This is a genomic window from Promicromonospora vindobonensis (assembly GCF_042685865.1).
GTDB classification, from domain to species: Bacteria; Actinomycetota; Actinomycetes; order Actinomycetales; family Cellulomonadaceae; genus Promicromonospora; species Promicromonospora vindobonensis.
Map to the genome: position 1 here is coordinate 3325391 of NZ_JBHUOG010000002.1, position 20420 is coordinate 3345810.

Consider the following 20420-nt stretch of genomic DNA (forward strand, 5'->3'; position numbering starts at 1 on the left):
CCCCACATCCCAGTTCGCAGCGGTGGCCGCAGCCTAGCGGGGCCCCGGGACGACGACGCCGTACCGGGGCCCCGGGCCGGGGTGAATTTGGCGACACCGGGTCACCAGATGACGGACGAGGCGTTGCCCCAGGCTCCGGTCCGGAACCAGACCGCCGATCCCGACCGGCTCCAGGTACAGCCGACCTCCGTATCGATGTTGCCGTTGCCGTCCAGCGCCAGCCGGTCGCCGAAGCGGTCGTAGCCCTCGAAGTACCTGGAGCCGTCGGAGCCGAACGTGTCAGGGTGGAACGCTTCGCCGTCGGCGACGCAGTGGACCCCGAACGTCGTGCCGGGCTCGCCGTTGCGCACCACGAGCCTGAGGTAGTTCGCGCCGCCGCCGGCGCTGCTGCCCTTCTCCGTACGCACCGAACGGTTCGAGTCGTCGTTGCCCGTCGTCCCGGTCTTCGAGGTCCAGGAGCCGCAGCCGGCCTCGTTGCAGCTTCGAGCCTTGAGCGTGAAGCTCTGGTTCGGCCCGGTCGGGACGGTCACGCGCCTCGTCGCGTTCGGCGACGTGCCCGAGTCATCACGGTCACCGCTGATGACCCAGTCGGTCTGCGTGATCGTGCGTCCCCCGTTGGAGGTGGCCCGGTACAGGGTGAAGTAGCCGTCGTCGCTGCGGTCCCTCGTCCACTCGATGGTCGGCCTGCCTGGCACCGTGTACGGGTTCACCGGGTTCGAGCGCGCCGTCCAGGCCGAGCACGTATAGGCGTTGCACGCCCGCACGTCGAAGGTGTGGTCACGGCCGTTCGTCAGACCGGTGAAGTCGTACGGGGAACCTGCCGTCCGCTTCTCCGTCGACCCGTCCGCCCGCACCTGGTAGTACGGGCCGTTGCCACGGAACTCGTCGATCTCACGCCACGACACCCGCGCCTTCCCGTTCGTGTCCCCCCTGACCAGCGCAGCCTTCGGCGTACCAGGCACCACCGGCGTGCCGTACGGCTCCAACGCCTTCGACCGAGGGCTCGCCGGGGACCGTCCAGCCTTGTTCTGCGCGACCACCATGAACTCGTACGCGGACCGCTGATCCAGGTTCTGGAGCGCCTGCGAGGTGCCGGACACGGTCAGCGTCCGCTCCCTGCTCCCGTTCCGGAACACGGTCAGGTGATACTTCTCGATCGCGGCACCGTTGGTCGCCGGCGCCGTCCACCGCACCGTGATCTGCCCACCCACCGCAGTATCCAGGCGCGACGCCGACGGCGCCGCAGGCCGGGCCGGAGGCGCGGCCGGGGTCTCCGGCGCCGACGGCGCACTCCACTCCGACGGCTCGGGAGCGGCGTTCCGCGCCTGGACCCGCACCGTGTAGGCCACGCCGTTCCGCAGGCCCTCCCACACCGTCCGGGTGCCGGTCAGGCACGTCTTCTGGATGGCGCCGGACGCCGGCGCGGGACTGATCTCCAGGTTCACGCACTCGATCGGCGAACGGTCCGTGTACGACCGGTTCTGCCACGTCACCGTCAGCGACTCGTCACCGAACACGAGCCCCGGCGCAGCGGGCGGGTCCGGCTTCTCGTCCGGCCGCGCGTCGTCGGACGGTGGCGAGAAGGGCGAGCTGCCCACCTCGTTGTCGGCCTGCACCGCGAACGTGTACGTCTGGTTGTTCGTCAGACCGGTCACCGTGCAGGTCGTCGTGGGGCAGTCCGTGGTGCCGCCCCGGCTGGAGCGCACGGTGTAGCCGCTGATCTCAGCCCCGTTGTCCGACGGCGGGTCCCAGCTCAGCACCACCGTCTCCGACCGCACCTCCTCGACGACCGGCGGACGTGGCGTCTCCGGCGCGCCCAGCACGGTGATCCGCGCGGTGCCCTCGACCTCGCGCGTCGGGTCGCCTGTCGCGTCGGCCACCCGGTACCGCACGACCGTCACGCCGAGGAAGTCGGCGGGCGGCGTCACGGCTACCTCGTCGCCCCGTACCTCGACCGCTCCTTCGCCGGACTCCAGGCGCGCGTCCACGAGCTCCAGCGGATCGGCCGGGAACGGGTTGGTGTCGTTGGCCAGCACGTCGATCGTCACCGGCTCGCCCTGGTGCACGTCGGGCACCTCGTCGGTGTTGGCGCGAGCCAGCGGGCGGTTCGAGGCCACCACGGCGACGGCCAGCTCGCCGACGACGGGCGGATGCCCGCCGTCCGACACGGTGAGGCCGATCGGCGCACGGCTGCCCAGCGCAGCGTCCGGTGCCGTGGTGACCCGCACGCTGGTGCCCTCCGTCGCGAGGCTCAGGCCCTCTGCCGATCCCGTGATCTCCACCGTGATCGGGTCGTCCTCTGGATCGGTGACGAACCGGGACAGGTCGAGCACCGTCTCCTCGCCCGCCGCGGCCTCCAGTGCGGGTGTGCCGCTGATGGCGGGCGGCTGGTTCTCTCCCGGCAGCACCTTCAGCGGCAGGCTGAGCACGGCGGTACTGCCCTCCGGGTCGTCCGGACCGGTGCCGTCGGTCACCTCGAACGTCACCGCCGCCGGACCGGAGTAGTCCCGGTACGCCGTGTACGTGAGCGAGGCGGGGCCGGTGACCTCGTGGTCGCCCTCCGTTGCCGCGACCTTCGACTCCTCGGTGATCCGCGGGGTGCGCCCCTCGGCGACGACCACGTAGTCGGTCAGGTCGAGGTCGGTGGCCTCGCCTGCGGTCACCTCGACCGGCTCGAGGCCGTCGCGCAGGTGCGGCAACGTACCGTCGCGCGGCACCCGCAGGAACGCCTTCGCCGTCAGGCCGTCGGGATCCGTCACCTCGTACGTCAGCACGCGCGGCTCGGCACCGAGCCGGACGGCGACCTCGCCCTCGTCGGACACGGTGACGCCCTCGTCCTCGGCGCCGGGCACCGCGACCGACAGCTCCGCGGCGAGACCGTCCGGGTCCAGGTCGTTACCCGTCACGTCCACCGTCACCACAGAGGACGTCACGTCCTCCGGCGCGACGACGTCGTCCCGCGCGACCGGAGGCAGCAGCGGAGCGTCCCGGGAGACCTCGACGGTGATCGCGCCCGTCGCGCGGGCGGCGAACGAGTCCTCGACGCCGTAGTAGAAGGTATGGGTGCCTTCCTCGTCCGGGGCCGTGACGACCACGAGGTCGTCCGTGACCACCGGGTCCAGCGCGCCGGCGCCCTCGAACGACCTCGGGACCAGGCCCACCTGGTCGCCGTTCGGGTCGGAGTCGTTCTCCAGCGCGTCGATGCCGATCGTCCGGCCGGGGCGCACCGACACCTCGTCGTCGACAGCGAGCGGCGGCTGGTTCACCTGCGGCGGCGCAGCGATCCCGACGGTGACGGTCCCACCGGCGGTCGCGCCGCGGGTATCGGTCACGGAATAGCCGATCTCGTCCGGCCCTGCGCCGGTCTCTGCCACCGTGTACTCCAGCTGTCCGTCCACGATGTCGACGGTGCCCTGCGTGGGCGGGTCGGTCACGGCCTCGAGGGTCACGTGGTCGCCGTCGGGGTCGCTGCCCTCCAGCGGGAGGGCCACCCGGGTGCTCGCCCCGGCGAGCACCCGCGCGGTGGTGTCGGGCGGCTGGGGAGCCACGTTCTCCGGGTCGTCGACGACGGTGATCGTCACCTGGGCGGAGTCCCGCTGGCCGTTCGGGTCCGTCACCTCGTAGACCAGGTGCTCGGTGGTCCCTGCCGCACCGGCCTTGAACCGCACCGCCTCCTCTGACACGAACGCCTCGCCGGAGCCGGGTTCCTCGACGAGCTCCGGCGTCAGCCCGAGCTCCAGGCCGTCCGGGTGCGAGTCGTTCCGCAGCACCGGGATCGTCACGACGTCGCCGGCGTGCACCGTCGCCTCGTCCGCGGACGCCTCCGGCGGGCGCAGCTTCGTCGCGGCTGGCACCGGCACCACCCGCACCTGCCCGACGGCGGTCTCCGTACCGTTCGCCGCCGTGTACTCGATCGTCACCGGGCCCTCGGGGCGCTTGACCTCGCTGACCCGCAGCACGTGGTGGTCCAGCACCGCTGCGGTCACCGGAGCACCGTCGGCCACGGTCACCGACTGCACCACCAGCACGCCCCCGGCCGGGTCCGTGTCGTTCGCCAGCACGTCCACCAGCGCGGACCCGCCGGCCGGCAGGAGCACCGTGTCCGTCACGGTCACCGGGGCGCCGTCCTTCTCCGGCGGCGGCAGCACGTCGATCCGCACCAGCCCGAGCGTGGCGTTCGGGCCGTCGCTCACCTGATAGGTCAGGTCATAGCTGCCCGGCTCCTGGCTCACGAACCGGAACGAGCCGGCCGCGAAGTTCGGCGTGATCGTCGCGGGAGCCTGTTCGCCGACATGGACGAGCCGCAGCCGGTCGCCGTTCGGGTCGCTGTCGTTCGTCAGCGGGGACACGGTGACCGCTCGGCCGGCCACGACGGCCACGTGATCCCCGACCGCCACGGGCGGCTCCTCCGCCGCGACCACGTCGACAAGGAGCTGGCCCTCGCCCACGAGGCCGCCGGAGTCGGCCACGGTGACGTCGACGATCTTGCGGCCGGTCGCCGTGCCGCCGTCCCGGAACTCGACGCTGCCGTCGGGCCGGAACCGCACCTCGTCGTCCGCGCCGACGGTCGTGGCGGTGGCGAGCACGAGGTCGTCCCCGTCCGGGTCCCGCCAGTACGGCAGCAGCTTGATGTCGGCGGTGCCGCCCTGTGCGACGCGCAGCACCGGTTCGCCGACGGGAACGGGCGGCTCGCTCTCGTCGGGCGGCACCACGCGGACCCGGACGTCGGCGTCGGCGGAGCCACCACGGCCGTCGTCGACCGTGTAGGTATAGGTGACCGTGCCGGACGCGGTGGCGGGGACGTCGGCCTGCAGCGCGGCGCCGTCGAGCACCCTGTGCACGGTGATGCCGCTCGTCCCTCCGGCGTCCCCCTCCGCGACCGACGCCGTCATCACGTCGCCGTCGGGGTCGGTGTCGTTGCCCAGCACGTTCAGCACGGTCGTGCGGCCGGGCCGGACGCCCAGGTCGTCGTCCTTGGGCTGCGGTGGCCGGTTCGGCTTGTCCCGCTCGGCGACGGCCTGGTCCACGAACTCCGGGGTGGTGGTCTCGGCCTCGACCTGCTCCCCCTCGGCGTCCTCAGGCATGGTGAGGTCCCAGTCGTCGACCTTCTCGAACTCCTCCGCCGCCATCCACAGGGTGCCCGCCGCCACGTCGTTCAGCACGACGACGTCGCGGTTGACCCGGTAGGCGAGCTCGCCGTCCGCGCCCTCGAGGATCTCGTCCACGTCCCGGTCCGTGCCGGGGCAGTCCCGCACCACCTGACCGGTGCCCGACCACGCACCGAACGTGCACGCCCCGAGCTGGACGGGTGCCGCCGGATTACCGCCCGCCCGGCGCACGGTCGCGTCCCCGCCCCCGAGCGGCTGGGTGACCAGGCTTCCGGGTGTCGCCACCACGACGACGTCGGCCTCGACCGACGGCTGCTGGAGCCTGGCCTCGGCCCCGTCGGCGACCCCCACAGCCGCACCGCCGGGAAGGATGAGGTTCGACGCCGTGCGGTCCAGCACCACCGGCTCGTCGCCCACCGCTGTGACCTCGACCTCCGCGTCCGTGGCAACCGCCAGCCCCGTCTCGGAGGTGTCGCCGACGCCGCCGAGCGCGCCGGTCTCGAACGTGTACAGGGTCCCGTCGGCGGGGACGGCCACGAAGACCGTGCCGGCGTCGGAGACGGTGAGCCGGCCGCCGTGGCCCAGGTCCGCGGTGGGCTTCAGCTCCTCCTCGTCGAAGGCGAGCATTCCCTCGAAGGGAAGCACCCACAGGCGGCCGTCCTCGGGGTCAAGGACGGCCGTCGTCGGACCGCCCGAGACGAGCAGCGCGCCTTTCGGGGCGCGAAGGGTGCCGGACAGCGCGAGGTGCGCCGGGTCCACCGGGCTGGCGGACGACGCACCGGTGTCCGCAAGCAGCACGCGGTACTCGTCCTGCTGGACGTCGAACTCGGCGGTGCCCGCCAGGAGCGAACCGTCAAGGGCCCGCGCCTCGTGGTTGAACCTGCCCAGCTCACCGCTGCTGGTCCGGGTGACCCACACGCCCGAGTCGTTGAGGTCGATCTGCGCGGTGGGCTCACCGTCCTGCACGAGGACGAGGAGCACCAGCACCCCGCTGACCAGGGCCACGACGCCACCCGAGATGATCGAACGCGGCGAAACCTTCAGTCCAGGCACAGGTCATCCCTCAGTCGTGGCTCGCAGCGCGAACGGGCGTGGTCCGACCGCTCACCACCTCACCGCCGTGGCCGGGCCCCAGTTGTACGTGCCCACGTGCACCTGGGCGCCCGGTGTGCCCCAGGCGCACGGCAGCTCGCCCGTGAAGTCACCGTTCGCGTCCGTCCTGAACGTCCGACCGTCATGGGTCTGCTCGAAGAAGAGGTTGCCGTCCGCCGTCGGTGCGAACTTTCGGTCTCCGGTGTAGCAGGCGACCCCGAACGCGAAGTTGGGCGTCGCGTTGCGCAGGCGCAGGCCGAGGTACCGGCACGAGGAGCTGGTGCACGTGGACCCGTCGTCGTTGGTGAAACCCACCGCGTTCGCGCCCTTGTACGTCGCGAGCGTCCGGTCGCTGTCGACGTTGCCCGTGCTGCCCGACTCCTGGGCCCACGCACCGCACCCGGCGGCGTTGCACAGCCGGGCCCGCACCGTGAAGCTCTGGCCCGAACCGGTCGGCACGTTGACCTGGAACGCATGCTGACCCGACTGCCAGCCGGCCCCCGGGTCCGAGCGCGAACCCTCTCGCGTCGCGTCACCGCTCAGCCGCCACTCGATCAGGTTCACCGTGCGCCCACCGTTGTTGTCGGGCGCCCAGATCCTGAAGTTTCCGTCGTCCCCGAGGTCCTTGAACCAGTCGACCGGTGGCGCACCAGGCACGGTGTACGGGTTGACCGCGCCGGAGCGCGCCGTCCAGGCCGAGCAGGCGTGGGCGTTGCACGCCCGCACGTCGAAGGTGTGGTCGCGGCCGTTGGTCAGGCCGGTGAAGTCGTACGGGGACCCGGAGGCCCGCCGCTGAGCCGACCCGTCGGCCCGCACCTGGTAGTACGGGCCGTTGCCCCGGAACTTGAACTTGTCGATCTCGCCCCACGACACCCGCGCCTTGCCGTTGGTGTCGCCCTTGATCAGCGCGGCCGTCGGCGTGCCGGGGACCACCGGAGTGCCGTACGGCTCCAACGCCTTCGACCGAGGGCTCGCCGGGGACCGTCCAGCCTTGTTCTGCGCGACCACCATGAACTCGTACGCGGACCGCTGATCGAGCTGCTGCAGCGCCTTGGACGTGCCGGTCACCGGCACCGTGTCCTCCCTGTTCCCGTTCCGGAACACGGTCAGGTGATACTTCTCGATCACGGCACCGTTGGTCGCCGGCGCGGTCCACCGCACCGTGATCTGCCCGCCCACCGCGGTGTCCAGGCGCGACGCCGACGGCGCCGCAGGCCGGGCGGGCGGTGCCGCGGGCGTCTCGGGCGCCGACGGGTCCGACCACTCGGAGGGGTCGGGAGCCGCGTTCCGTGCCTGCACGCGCACCGTGTAGGCGGTGCCGTTGCGCAGGCCTTCCCACACCGTCCGGGTGCCGTCGAGGCAGGTCTTCTGGATCGCGCCCGACGGCGGGGCCGGGCTGATCTCCAGGTTCACGCACTCGATCGGCGAACGGTCCGTGTACGACCGGTTCTGCCACGTCACCGTCAGCAGCTCGTCACCGAACACGAGCTTCGGCGCAGCGGGCGGGTCCGGCTTCTCGTCCGGCCGCGCCTCCTCCGACGCCCCCGACTCACCCGAGGTACCCACCTCGTTCTTCGCCGTCACCGTGAACGTGTAGGTCTTGTTGTTCGTCAGGCCGGTGATCGTGCAGGTCGTGGTGGGGCAGGTGGTGACGCTGCCCTGGCTGGGCCGTACGCGGTACTCGGTGATCTCCGCGCCGTTGTCCGACGGCGGGTCCCAGCTCAGCACCACCGTCTCCGACCGCACCTCCTCGACGACCGGCGGACGTGGCGTCTCCGGCGCGCCGAGCACGGTCACGCGGGCTATGCCCTCGACCTCGCGGGTCGGGTCGTCCGTCGCGTCGGCCACCCGGTAGCGCACCACCGCCACCCCGTGGAAGTCGGCGGGCGGGGTGACCGTCACGCTGTCCCCAGCGGTCTCGACGGCGCCCCGGCCGGACTCCAGCCGGGCCGAGACGAGCCGCAGCGGGTCCTCGGGGAACGGGTTGACGTCGTTCTCCAGCACGTCCACCGTGACCGGCTCGCCCTGGTGCGCGTCCGGCACCTCGTCGGTGGTGGCCCGCACGAGCGGGCGCGTCGAGGCCACGACGGTGACGGTGAGCTGCCCAGCGACCGGCGGATGGCCGCCGTCGGACACCGTGAAGCCGACGGTGGTACTGGTGCCCTTCGGCACGTCCGGCGCCGCGGTGGCCAGCACCGTCGTGCCCTCGGTCGCGAGGCTGAGCCCGCCGGTGTCGCCGTCGACCGTCACGGTCAGCGGGTCGTCGTCGGGGTCGGTGACGAAGCGGGACAGGTCGAGCGCGGTCTCCTCCCCCGCAGCGGCCTCCAGCGCAGGCGTGCCGGAGATCTCCGGCGGCTGGTTCTCGCCCGGCAGCACGGTGAGCGGCAGCGTGAGCAGAGCGGTACGGCCGTCGGGGTCGTCGATGCCCGAGCCGTCGGTCACCTCGAACGTCAGGGCGGCCGGGCCGGAGTAGTCCCGGTAGGCGGTGTAGGTGACCGCCGCCGGCCCGGTGACCTCGTGGTCGCCCTCGGTGGCAGCGACCTTCGCCTCGTCGGTGATCCGCGGCGCACGGCCCTCGGCGACCACGACGTACTCGGTGAGGTCCAGCGGGGTGGGTTCGCCGGCGACCACCTCTACCGGCGCCAGGCCGTCGCGGAGCCGCGGCAGCGTGCCGTCCCGCGGCACCCGCAGGAACGCCTTGCCGGTCAGCCCGTCGAGATCGGTGACCTCGTAGGTGATGACCTGCGCCTCCCCCGTCAGCGGCACGGCGATCTCCCCGTCGTCCGTGACGGTGGCGCCGTCCGGCCCCTGGCCCGGCACGGTGACCTCCAGGTCCGCGGCGAGCCCGTCGGGGTCGAGGTCGTTGCCCGTGACGTCCACGGTCACGGTGGATGACGTGACGTCCTCCGGTGCGACGGCGTCGTCCCGCGCGACGGGACGGAGCAGCGGCGCGTCCCTGGCCACGGCCACGGTGATCGCGCCGGTGGCACGCGCGGCGAACGAGTCCTCGATGCCGTAGTAGAACGTGTGCGTGCCCTCGGCGTCGGGCGCGGTGACGACGACGAGGTCGTCCGCGACCGCCGGCTCCAGGTCGCCCGCACCGTCGAACGACTTCGGGACCAGGCCCACCTGGTCGCCGTTCGGGTCGGAGTCGTTCTCCAGCGCGTCGATGCCGATCGTCCGGCCGGGGCGCACCGACACCTCGTCGTCGACGGCGAGCGGCGGCTGGTTCACCTGCGGCGGCGTCGCCACCCCGACGCGGACCGTGCCGGTGGCGGTCGCGCCACGCGTGTCCGTGGCGGAGTAGGTGAGCTGGTCCTCGCCGGCGGCGTTCGCGGAGGCCGTGTACTCCAGGTACCCGTCCACGATGTCGACGGTGCCCGCCGTCGGCGCCGACGTGATCGCCTCGAGCTGCACGTGGTCGCCGTCGGGGTCGCTGCCCTCCAGCGGAAGGGCGACCCGGGTGCTCGCCCCGGCCAGGACCCGCGCGGTGACGTCGGGCGGCTGCGGGGCGGCGTTCTCGTCGTCGTCCACCACCGTGACGGTGACCTGGGCGGAGTCCTTCTGGCCGTTGGGGTCGGTGACCTCGTAGACGAGGTGGACGGTGCCGCTCTGGTCGGGGCCCGCCTTGAACCGCACGGCGTCCTGCGACACGAAGGCCTCGCCCGTCTCCGGCTCCTCCACCAGCTCCTCGGCGAGCGTGAGCTCGAGCCCGTCCGGGTGGGCGTCGTTGGTCAGCACAGGGATGGTCACGACGTCGCCGGCGTGCACCGTCGCCTCGTCCGCGGACGCCTCCGGCGGGCGCAGCTTCGTCGCGGCTGGCACCGGCACCACCCGCACCTGCCCGACGGCGGTATCCGTACCGTTCGCCGCCGTGTACTCGATGGTGACGGGGCCCTCGGGGCGCTTGACCTCGCTGATCCGCAGCACGTGGTGGTCCAGCACCGCTGCGGTGACCGGAGCACCGTCGGGCACGGTCACCGACTGCACGACGAGGACGCCGCCGGCCGGGTCGGTGTCGTTCGCCAGCACGTCCACGAGTGCGGACCCGCCGGCCGGCAGGAGCACCGTGTCCGTCACCGTCACCGGGGCGCCGTCCTGCTCGGGCGGGGGCAGCACGTCCACGCGCACCAGGCCCAGCGTCGCTTCCGGGCCGTCACTCACCTGATAGGTCAGGTCGTACGATCCCGGCTCCTGGCTCACGAACCGGAACGAGCCGGCCGCGAAGTTCGGCGTGATCGTGGCGGGGGCCTGCTCGCCGACGTCGGCCAGCCGGAGACGGTCGCCGTTCGGGTCGGTGTCGTTCGTCAGCGGGTAGACCGTCACGGGCTGCCCGGCCGGGACCGCCACATGGTCGCCGACGGCGACCGGCGGCTCCTCCGCCGCGACGACGTCGACCAGGAGCCTGCCCTCGCCCACCATGCCGCCGCTGTCGCTGACGGTGAGGTCCACGATCTTGCGCCCGGTCGCCCCGCCGCCGTCGCGGAACTCCAGGGCGCCGTCCGGGCGGAACCGGATCTCGTCGGCGGTGTCACCGGTGGCGGCGCTCGACAGCACGAGGTCGTCGCCGTCCGGGTCACGCCAGTAGGGCAGCACCTTGATCGTCGCCTCTCCGCCCTGCGCCACCCGGAGCACCGGTTCGCCGTTCGCCACGGGCGCCTCGTTCGAGCCGGGCGGCACCACGCGGACCCGCACCTTCGCGTCGGCCGTACCACCACGGCCGTCGTCGACCGTGTACGTGAGAGTGGCCGAGCCGGACACGTCCGCAGGGACGTCCGCCTGGAGCGCCAGGCCCTCAAGCACGCGGTGCACGGTGATGCCCTTGGCGTTCTCGGGCGGGTCGGCCACCGACACGGTCATCACGTCGCCGTCGGGGTCGGTGTCGTTGCCCAGCACGTTCAGCACGGTCGTGCGGCCAGGGCGTACTCCGAGGTCGTCGTCCTCCGGCGTCGGCGCCCGGTTGGGCTTGTCCCGCTCGGCGATGAACTGGTCCACCAGCTCTGGCGTCGTGGTCTCGGTCTCGGTCTGCTCCCCCTCGGCCTCCTCCGGCATCGTGAGGTCCCAGTCGTCGACCTTCTCGAAGTCGTCAGCAGCCATCCACAGGGTGCCCTCGGCGACGTCGTTCAGCACGACGACGTCGCGGTTGACCCGGTAGGCGAGCTCGCCTGCAGCGCCCTCGAGGTTCTGGTCCACGTCCCGGTCCGTGCCGGGGCAGTCCCGCACCACCTGACCGGTGCCCGACCACGCGCCGAACGTGCAGGCGCCGACCTGGACGGGGGCAGCCGGGACGCCGTCGGCCACGCGCGTCGTCGCCGCGCCGCCGCCCAGCGGCTGCGCGACCAGCCCGGTCGGCGTGCCGACCGCCACCGACCGCTTCTCGTCCGACGGCTGCTGCAGCCGTCCCTCGGCGGCGCCGGGCACGTCGACGACCTCGCCGCCGGGCAGCACGAGGGCGGACGCCGTCCGGTCCAGCACCACCGGATCGTCACCGACGGCGGTGACCTCCACCTCGGCGTCCGCCGCGACCGGGAGCTCGCTCTCGACGACCTCGCCCGGCGCGCCCTGCGCACCCGTGTCGACCCGGTACAGCATCCCGTCCGACGGGACCGCGACGAACACCGTCCCGTCCGTCGCGACGGCGAGCCGCCCGCCGGAGCCGAGCTCCGCCGTCGGCTCGAGCTCCTCCTCGTCGAAAGCGGTCACGCCGTCGAACGGCAGCACCCACAGCCGGCCGTCCTCGGGGTCGAGGATCGCGGTGGCCGGGCCGCCGGACGCGACCTGGGCACCTCTCGGTGCCTGGACCGGTCCAGCGAGCACCAGCTGAGCGGGGTCGACAGGACTCGCCGCCGAGGCTCCCTCGTCCGTGAGCAGCACGCGCCCTTCGTCCTGCTGGACGTCGAACGTCGACGACCCGGCCAGGAGGGTGCTGTCCATGGCCCCTGCCTCGTCGTTGAACCGGCCGAGCTTGCCCGACGCCGTCTGCGTGACCCAGACGCCGGAGTCGTTGAGCTCGAGCTCCGCAGTGGCCTCGCCGTCCTGCAGGAAGGCAAGAGCGACCAGCGCACCGCTGAACAACGCCACCAGAGCCCAGGACACGATGAACCCCGTCGTTGCCCTGAACTTGCCCTCGACCGTGTCTGCCACGAACCGCCCCCTCGACAGGCTGCATCTTAGTCAGTAGTTCGGGAGCGCAGGTGGGGAGAAGTGCCCATGCACAGGGGTTGCGGAAGCACCGCCCTGGGGCGACCGACCGAACTCATCGACGCCGGAGACAGGTGTCCATCAGCCGACCATCGCCCTCGCCGTCAGGGTGCTCCAGCAAGCTCCTTGACCCCGGGGGCACCGCACCTGAGGCGCTGCTCAGGAAATCCGCCACACAGCCCTGGGATCCCTCGGCGACTGACCTTCCCATACGACGATGCCCAGCTCCTGCAGCTTTTGCAGATGCCGGATGGCGGTCGGACGAGTGATCCCCGCAGCAGCCTCGACCTGCCCCGTGCCCAGAGGGCGGCCGGCCGCACGTAGTACGTCGAGCACATGTCGCGCACCCCGGGAGAGCTGGTCGACGGCCTCTCGGGGCAACGTGTCGAGCGATGACAGGACCAGCCGCACGCCGCTATGCGTCTGGGTGTATATCGGGTCGGTCAGCCCCCTGCTCCGCATCTCGTCGAACATCCGACGAATCCCCTCACCGAGTTCCTGCGCGATGCCCAGATCCGAGCACACGCGCGCGATGCGCGGGTTGCGGGCATACCTGCTGATGTCGAGCGGCCGGTCCGGGTTGACGATCCCGGGAAAGCGTCCTGGGCTCGATATCTCCACCCGATCGGGGAAGATCTCGACACGCACGTGGTCGCCGACCATGCTGTAGGAGCGATGCAGCACAGCGTTGACGAGCCCTTCCAGCCACGCATCCCGCGGCACGATCCCTGATGCCTCGAAGCGTCCGGAGCCTGTGAGCGCCCTTCGGCGAGGAAGAAGCCTCTCGATCTCTCGGGCAGCATGGTCGATCTGCTGCGGGATCGAGCCTTCACAGCGCACGTCCGCATCGTCGTCGAGCGTGAGGCGCGACCCGGTGCCACGGTCCACGTCCGTGTATCGCAGCACGCGAACGTGCGCATTCGGGAAGAGCATCTGAGGTGACGCGGCGAACAAGAGATAGGCGGCAACCGTCGGGTCGCCGTCGCGTGTCAGCAGGCCTCGCGCCCGTAGCATCGCCTCCGGAGACGAGGATCCAATGGCGAGCTGGTACGCCCCAACCTGGACAGGGTCAAGTTCGTCGGCGTTCCCCCTGGCCCGCGTACCGTCGAACGGCGCGGAGCCGCGGTCGAACTCAAGTTCCTGGCGCTGCGCGAAGCCCAGCCGCCGTGACTCATCGCCGACACGCAGGTACACGTCACCTTTTGCGGTCTCATGGACCGCCTCCCCTGGATCAACTCGGAGAAGCAGCACGCGCCTGTCGCCCGCCAGCTCGAGCTCCTCGACCCGGGCACGGACGACCGGCCTGGTGAAGTCCTGTGCGGCCTGGCGAAGGGCGTTGACTCGTGCACCGGGCACGCCGTCGACCGCACCGTCATGCAGGCCGACGACGACACAGCCGCCCTCGGCGTTCGCCAGCGCGACGAGCGGGACCGCCAGGTCCTTCGGGTCGATCCGACCAGACTTGCGCTCGAACCATTGCCCCTCCGGCAACCGGACAAGGCCCTCGAGCGCCTCGGCCAGCGGAAGCGTCAGCGTCTGGTCCACCTCTGCCGCGTACATGAACCTACTCTAACATTGTTAGAGTAGGTTCGAGTCGACGGTCGGCGAACCTTCTTTTCAGACCGCCCGGTCCGCCAGGACCTGCGCGAACTGCTCCAGCGACTCCTTGACCGGGCCCTCCGGCAGCGGCGCCAGCTCCGCCGAGGCCGCCTGCGCCCACTGCACGGCCAGCTCCCGCGTCTCGGCCAGCACCGCGTGCGCGCGCAGCCGCTCCACCGCGGCGTTCAGCGCCTCGTCGGAGGAGAGGTCGCCGTCGAGCTTCGCGAGCAGGTCCCGGTCGTCGGGGGTGGCCTCGGGCGTGGCGACGTGCTGCCGCAGCAGCAGCACCGGCATGGTCGGCACGTGCTCGCGCAGGTCGGTCCCCGGCGTCTTGCCCGACGTCTCACCGGACGAGGCGATGTCGAGCACGTCGTCGGCGAGCTGGAACGCGACGCCCACCTTCTCGCCGTACGCGCCCACCGCCTCGATGTGCGCCTCCGGCGCCCCGGCGAGCATCGCCCCCAGGCGGGCCGACGCCGACAGCAGCGCCGCCGTCTTGTCGGACAGCACCTGCAGGTAGTGCGCCACCGGGTCCTCGCCGTCGTCCGGACCCATCGTCTCGTGCAGCTGTCCGAGGCACATCCGCTCGAAAGTCCTGGACTGCAGGATCACTGCCTCGGGCCCCAGCTCGGCCACGAGCGCGGACGCCCGCGCGAAGAGCATGTCGCCCACGAGGATCGCCACCGAGTTGCCCCACACCATGTGCGCCGCCGGCGCACCACGCCGCATCGGCGCGGAGTCCATGACGTCGTCGTGGTAGAGCGAAGCGACCTGCGTCAGCTCCACCACGACCGCTGCGTCGACGACCCCGGGCGCCGACCCGTCCCCCAGCTCACCCGTCAGCAGGGTGAGCAGGGGGCGGAATCGCTTGCCGCCCGCGTCGATGAGGTGCCGGGAGGCACCGTCGGCCAGCTTGTCGGTGCTGGCGACGGCCTCGAGCAGCACCGCGTCGACCCCGGTCAGCCGGTCCGCGAGGCGCGAAGCCAGCTCCGGGTCGGTGATCGGCAGGCCGAGCGCGGTGGGATCGGGCGGGTCGGTCGGAGCAGCCAAGGGGGCAGACTCCGACGTACCCGTCGTCGTCTGGTGCGGCAGCGGTACGGAGGTCACGGCACGAACTTACTTGCCTGTTCGACCAGACCGAGAACCCAGGAGGGGAACACGCCGAGAATCACTGTCGCGATCGCACACACCGCGATGGCCACAGCGGCAGGCCCACGGGACCTGACCACGGTGACCACGACGCGCTGCGGGCTCGTGACCTGCACCTTCGTGAGGGTGGCGGCCCCGCTCGTCGAGACGGCGGACCCGCTGGCCGGGGCCTCCTCCTCGCTGGCCGAACCAGTCGGGACCGCTGCCTCGCCGTGCTCGGCTCCCGACGTCTCCGGCTCGTCCTGCGCCGGCTGGAACACCATGACGACCAGGAGGCGCACGTAGAAGGCGACCGCGACCACCGACGCAAGCACGCCGAGGAGTGCGAGCCACCACAGGCCGCCCGTCGTCGCCCCGGTGAACGCGCCGAACTTGGCGATGAACCCGGCGGTGAGCGGGATGCCCGCCATCGACAGCAGGAACAGCGCGAACGCGGCGGTGAGCCACGGGGCCTTGCGACCAAGCCCTGCCCACTGCGCGATCTCCGTCGCCTCGCCGAGCACCACGCCGTCGCCCGCACCCACCGGGCCGTTGTCCTCGCCGCTGCTCGCGGTGACCCGCCGCTCGCGCACGAGGGTGACCACGCCGAACGCGCCGATCGTCGCGAGTCCGTAGGCGAGCAGGTAGAAGAGCGTGGACGACTGCACCGGTGCGTTGAAGCCCGCGATGCCGACCAGCAGGAAGCCCGCGTGCGCGATCGACGAGTAGGCCAGCAGGCGCTTCACGTCGGTCTGGACCACCCCGACGACGGTGCCGACGACCATCGTCAGGATGGCGACGACGACGATGACGACCTGCAGCTGGCGCATGATCTCCGGGTTGATGCTGCCGACCCCGATCGTGATGCGGTACAGCACCTCCACGAGCGCCGCGACGGCCGCCACCTTCGTGCACGCCGCCATGAACCCGGTGATCGGCGTGGGTGCGCCGGTGTACACGTCGGGCGTCCAGGCGTGGAACGGTACAGCCCCGACCTTGAACAGCAGGCCGACGACGACCAGCAGGACGCCGGACACGAGCAGCACGCTCATGCCTTCCAGCGGCAGGCCACCCTGCTGCACCCGCTGGGCGATCTCCAGCAGCCGCACCGTGCCGGCGAACCCGTAGATCAGCGCGACACCGAAGATGAACAGTGCCGAGGCGAACGCGCCCAGCAGGAAGTACTTGGCGGCCGCCTCCTGCGACAGGAGCCGACGCCGGCGCGCCGTCGCGCACAGCACGTACAGCGGGAGCGACAGCACCTCCAGCGCGATGAACATGACGATGAGGTCGTCGGTGGAGGCGAACAGCATCATGCCGCCTGCCGCGAAGAGCAGGAGGGGGTAGATCTCGGTCTGCTCGAGGCCGGAGCGCCGGGCCAGGTCCTCGTACGGGGTGCCAGGCACCGCCGACGCAGCGGGCGCGAACGCGTCCTGGCCGGTCGTCGTGCGGTCGGCCACGACGAGCACGCCGAGGAAGGCCAGCACGGCGATGATGCCCTGCGCGCCGAGCGCGAACGGCGTGAGGGTCAGGCTGCCGCCGACGACCTGCACGGGCTGCACGACGATCTGCGGCCACAGGACCGCGATGAACGCGAACCCTCCGGCCAGAGCCGCGAGGGTCAGCACGATCTGGGTCGTGCGGCGGGCCTTGGCAGGCACGAACGCCTCGATGAGCACACCGACCACGCCCGCACCCAGCACCACGAGCAGCGGTGCGAGGGCGAGCCAGTCGATCTCGGGTGCCACGAACTCGGTCACTTGTCGCTCCCCATCTCCGTGGCGGCATCCGCCGGTTCGTCGACCGTCGTGAGGGCCACCGACTGCTCGGCCGGCGCGTTCACGTAGGTCAGGGCCAGGCCAGGCACGAGACCGAGCACGAGGAGCCCGACCACGAGCGGTGCCGCGACGATGCGCTCACGCACCCTGAGGTCCGGCAGGGCTTCGAGCCCTGCGGCCGGTGCTCCCGTGAAGATCTTCTGGTAGGTCAGCAGCACGTAGATCGCGGCGAGGACCACGCCGGGTATCGCGGCGATCGCCCACCCGGCCGATCCGGCGGGCGAGCCGCCGAACGCGCCGACCAGCACCATGATCTCGCTGACGAACGTGGCAAGGCCGGGCAGCGACAGCGTCGCGAGGCCCGCCACGAGGAACGTCCCTGCGAGCACCGGCGTGACCGACCGCAGGCCGCTGTAGTCGGAGATCTTCTGCGACCTCTCCGGGTGGCGGGAGATCAGGAACCCGGCCACCAGGAACAGCGCACCGGTCGCCAGCCCGTGGTTGAGCATCATGAAGCTCGACCCGGCGGTCCCCAGCGGCGTGAAGGTGAAGATGCCGAGGATGATGAAGCCGAAGTGGCTCACGGACGTCCAGCCGACCAGCCGCAGCAGGTCGGTCTGCATGATCGCCATGATCGCGCCGTACAGCACCGAGATCACGGCGAGGGCGATCACCAGCGGCGCGGCCCAGCGGGACGCCTCGGGGAACAGCGGCAGGCACAGCGTCAGCATGCCGAACGTGCCGACCTTGTCCAGCACACAGATCAGGAGGGTGGACGTGCCGGGGGTGGCGTTCCCCGCGACGTCGGGCAGCCAGCTGTGCACCGGCACCATGGGCGCCTTGATCGCGAAGGCGATGAAGAACCCGGCGAACATCAGGCGCTCGGCGGTGGTCCCCAGGTCGACCGCGACCAGCTCGTCCACGAGGAACGCCCTGCTCGGGTCGATACCCGCACCGATACCGAGGAAGTACAGCGCGATCACCGCCGCGAGCATGATCAGCCCGCCGCCCAGGCTGAACATCAGGAACTTCACGGCGGCCTTGCGCCGGCCGGCGCCCTGCCCGAACCCACCGATGAGGAAGTAGGCCGGGATCAGCATGGCCTCGAACAGCACGTAGAACAGGAACACGTCACGGGCGCAGAACACCGCGACCATGAACGCCTGGAGCAGCAGCACCAGGCCGACGAACTTGCGCAGCCGTACCTCGTCCCTCCCCTGCTCCTTCCAGGCGGCCAGCAGCACCAGCGGTACCAGCAGCACGGAGAGCGCCACGAGCAGCAGGCCGACGCCGTCGACCCCCACCGCGTACGAGACGCCGATCTCCTCGATCCACGGGTAGACGGCGCCGAGCTGGTGCTCGGCCGCCGCACCGGTGTCGAAGGCGACGAACGCGCCGACGAGCAGTCCCACCTCGACCAGCGAGAACAGGAGCGCCAGCGGGCGGGCGAGCCCGACCCCCGCGCTCGCCGGGCCCGTGCGGGACCGGACGAGCGCGCTCAGCCCCACCACGGCAGCGCCGGCCAGCGGCCATGCGATGAGCACGGTCAGCCAGGGAAACATCTCTCCTCCGATCACTGGGCACCACCGAGGCCGACGACGAGCCACGCGACGACGGCGATCACGAGGACGCCACCCGCCATGCCGGCCGCGTACGAGCGGACGTAACCGCTCTGCGCCTTCCGGAACACCGCGCCGAACCACGACAGCGACTGGGGCAGGAGGCTCCAGCCGCGGTCGACGACGTCACGGTCGCCGACCTGGACCAGGCGGGCCACCCCGAAGCCTGGCTTCATCACGAGCGTCTCGTTCGCGGCGTCCTGGTACAGGTCCTTGCGGGCCGCCCGGGTCAGGAAGGAGCCGCGCGGCGCCTCCTCCGGCACGAGCTGGACCGCGTACATGCGGAAGGCCAGCGCGGCCCCGATCAGGACGACCAGGATCGTGACGCCCATGATCACGGGCACGGGAAGCACTGGCTCGTGGTGCTCGGCGTGCCCTACCACCGGCTCCAGCCACGTGACGAACCGCCCGCCGAAGCCGAGCACCAGACCCAGCGCGGCCGAGCCGACGCCGAGGAAGACCAGCGGCCACCACATCAGGGGCGAGGCCTCGTGCGGGTGCTGGTTCTCCGTCCAGCGCGGACGACGTCCGCCGAACGTCATGAAGAACAGGCGGGTCATGTAGAAGGCGGTGATCGCGGCGCCGAGCACCGTGACCGAACCGAACACCCACGCGCGCCACGGCTGCCCGTCCACGGGGATGAACGCTGCCTCGATGATCCCGTCCTTCGACCAGAAGCCGGAGAACGGCGGGATACCGAGGATCGCCAGCCAGCCGAGGCCCATGGTGATCCAGGTGATGGGCAGGAACCGCGACAGCCCGCCGAAGCGCCGCATGTCGGTCTGGTCCCCCATCGCGTGCATCACCGAGCCGGCGCCGAGGAACAGCCCCGCCTTGAAGAAGCCGTGCGTGAGCAGGTGGAAGATCGCGAACGCGTACCCGGCCGGGCCGAGGCCCGCCGCGAGCATCATGTAGCCGATCTGGGACATCGTGGAGGCGGCCAGCGCCTTCTTGATGTCGTCCTTCGCGGTACCCACGACGGCACCGAAGAGCAGCGTCACGGCTCCCACGATCACCACGACGAGCTGCGCCGTCGGCGCCGCCTCGAGGATCGGGCCGGAACGCACCATGAGGTAGACGCCCGCCGTGACCATCGTGGCGGCGTGGATGAGCGCGGAGACCGGCGTCGGGCCGGCCATCGCGTCGCCCAGCCAGGCCTGCAGCGGGAACTGCGCCGACTTGCCGCACGCGGCGAGCAGCAGGCACAGGCCGACGGCGGTGGCGGTGCCCTGGGAGAGCGAGCCGACGGCGTCGTCGGACAGGGTGGTGCCGAAGTCCAGGGCGCCTGTGCCCGCGAACAGCAGCGCCATCGCCGCGATGAGGCCCATGTCGCCGATGCGGTTCATGACGAACGCCTTCTTGGCCGCCACCGCGTTCTCCCGGGCGCTGGGACGGCCGGTGTCCCAGAAGCCGATGAGCAGGTAGGACGCGAGACCCACGCCCTCCCAGCCCACGAAGAGCAGCAGGTAGGAGTCGGCGAGGACCAGCGTGAGCATGGCCGCGACGAACAGGTTCAGGTAGCCGAAGAACCGACGCCGGTGCGGGTCGTGGTCCATGTAGGCCACCGAGTACACGTGGATGAGCGTGCCCACGAAGGTCACGAGCATCACGAACGTCAGGGACAGCGGGTCCAGCCGGAGGCCGAGGTCCACGTCCAGGCCGCCGGCGGACAACCAGGTCCACAGGTGGTGGTCGATGGAACGTTCCTCGGCCGGCGTGCCGATCATGCGGAACATCAGGATGAAGCCGATGACTCCGGAGGCGGCAGAGGCCGCCACCCCGAGCCAGTGGCCCCAGCGGTCGGTGGCCTTGCCACCCAGCAGCAGAATCGCTGCGCCGATCAGCGGGATGCCGACCAGCCAGGGGGCGAGCCCGATCACGTCGTTCACTGTCTC

At 71.6% G+C, this 20420-nt stretch carries 7 protein-coding genes; all 7 read right to left on the reverse strand.

The window, feature by feature from the left end; all coding sequences use genetic code 11:
* Window positions 1–101 precede the first annotated feature (101 nt).
* Window positions 102–6161, reverse strand: coding sequence for an Ig-like domain-containing protein (locus ACFS27_RS28070; RefSeq protein ID WP_377190467.1), 6060 nt, complete (start codon window positions 6159–6161; stop codon window positions 102–104).
* A gap of 51 nt (window positions 6162–6212) precedes the next feature.
* Window positions 6213–12344 carry an Ig-like domain-containing protein gene (locus tag ACFS27_RS28075; RefSeq protein WP_377190469.1) on the reverse strand — a complete coding sequence of 2044 codons (6132 nt, stop codon included), beginning with the start codon at window positions 12342–12344 and terminating at the stop codon, window positions 6213–6215.
* A 216-nt stretch (window positions 12345–12560) separates the two neighbouring features.
* Window positions 12561–13961 carry an ATP-binding protein gene (locus ACFS27_RS28080; RefSeq protein WP_377190471.1) on the reverse strand — a complete coding sequence of 467 codons (1401 nt, stop codon included), beginning with the start codon at window positions 13959–13961 and terminating at the stop codon, window positions 12561–12563.
* 57 nt (window positions 13962–14018) lie between these two features.
* Window positions 14019–15107 (reverse strand): polyprenyl synthetase family protein, encoded by a 1089-nt coding sequence (locus ACFS27_RS28085; RefSeq protein WP_377190473.1) that lies wholly within the window; start codon window positions 15105–15107, stop codon window positions 14019–14021.
* Window positions 15104–16888 (reverse strand): NADH-quinone oxidoreductase subunit NuoN, encoded by a 1785-nt coding sequence (nuoN, locus tag ACFS27_RS28090; RefSeq protein WP_377190475.1) that lies wholly within the window; start codon window positions 16886–16888, stop codon window positions 15104–15106. Before nuoN ends, ACFS27_RS28085 begins: the two co-directional genes overlap by 4 nt.
* Entirely contained in the window at window positions 16885–18468 is a 1584-nt protein-coding gene (locus ACFS27_RS28095; protein ID WP_377190477.1) for an NADH-quinone oxidoreductase subunit M, read from the reverse strand. The genes nuoN and ACFS27_RS28095 overlap by 4 nt, the downstream gene beginning before the upstream one ends.
* 11 nt (window positions 18469–18479) lie before the next feature.
* Entirely contained in the window at window positions 18480–20405 is a 1926-nt protein-coding gene (gene nuoL, locus ACFS27_RS28100; RefSeq protein WP_377191209.1) for an NADH-quinone oxidoreductase subunit L, read from the reverse strand.
* Window positions 20406–20420: the final 15 nt, after the last annotated feature.

What these genes read in the sequence shown, in the direction of transcription:
- ACFS27_RS28080 (WP_377190471.1), bottom strand. Translation starts at nt 13,961, where the DNA reads ATGTACGCGGCAGAGGTGGACCAGACGCTGACGCTTCCGCTGGCCGAG.
- ACFS27_RS28095 (WP_377190477.1), bottom strand. Translation starts at nt 18,468, where the DNA reads ATGTTTCCCTGGCTGACCGTGCTCATCGCATGGCCGCTGGCCGGCGCT.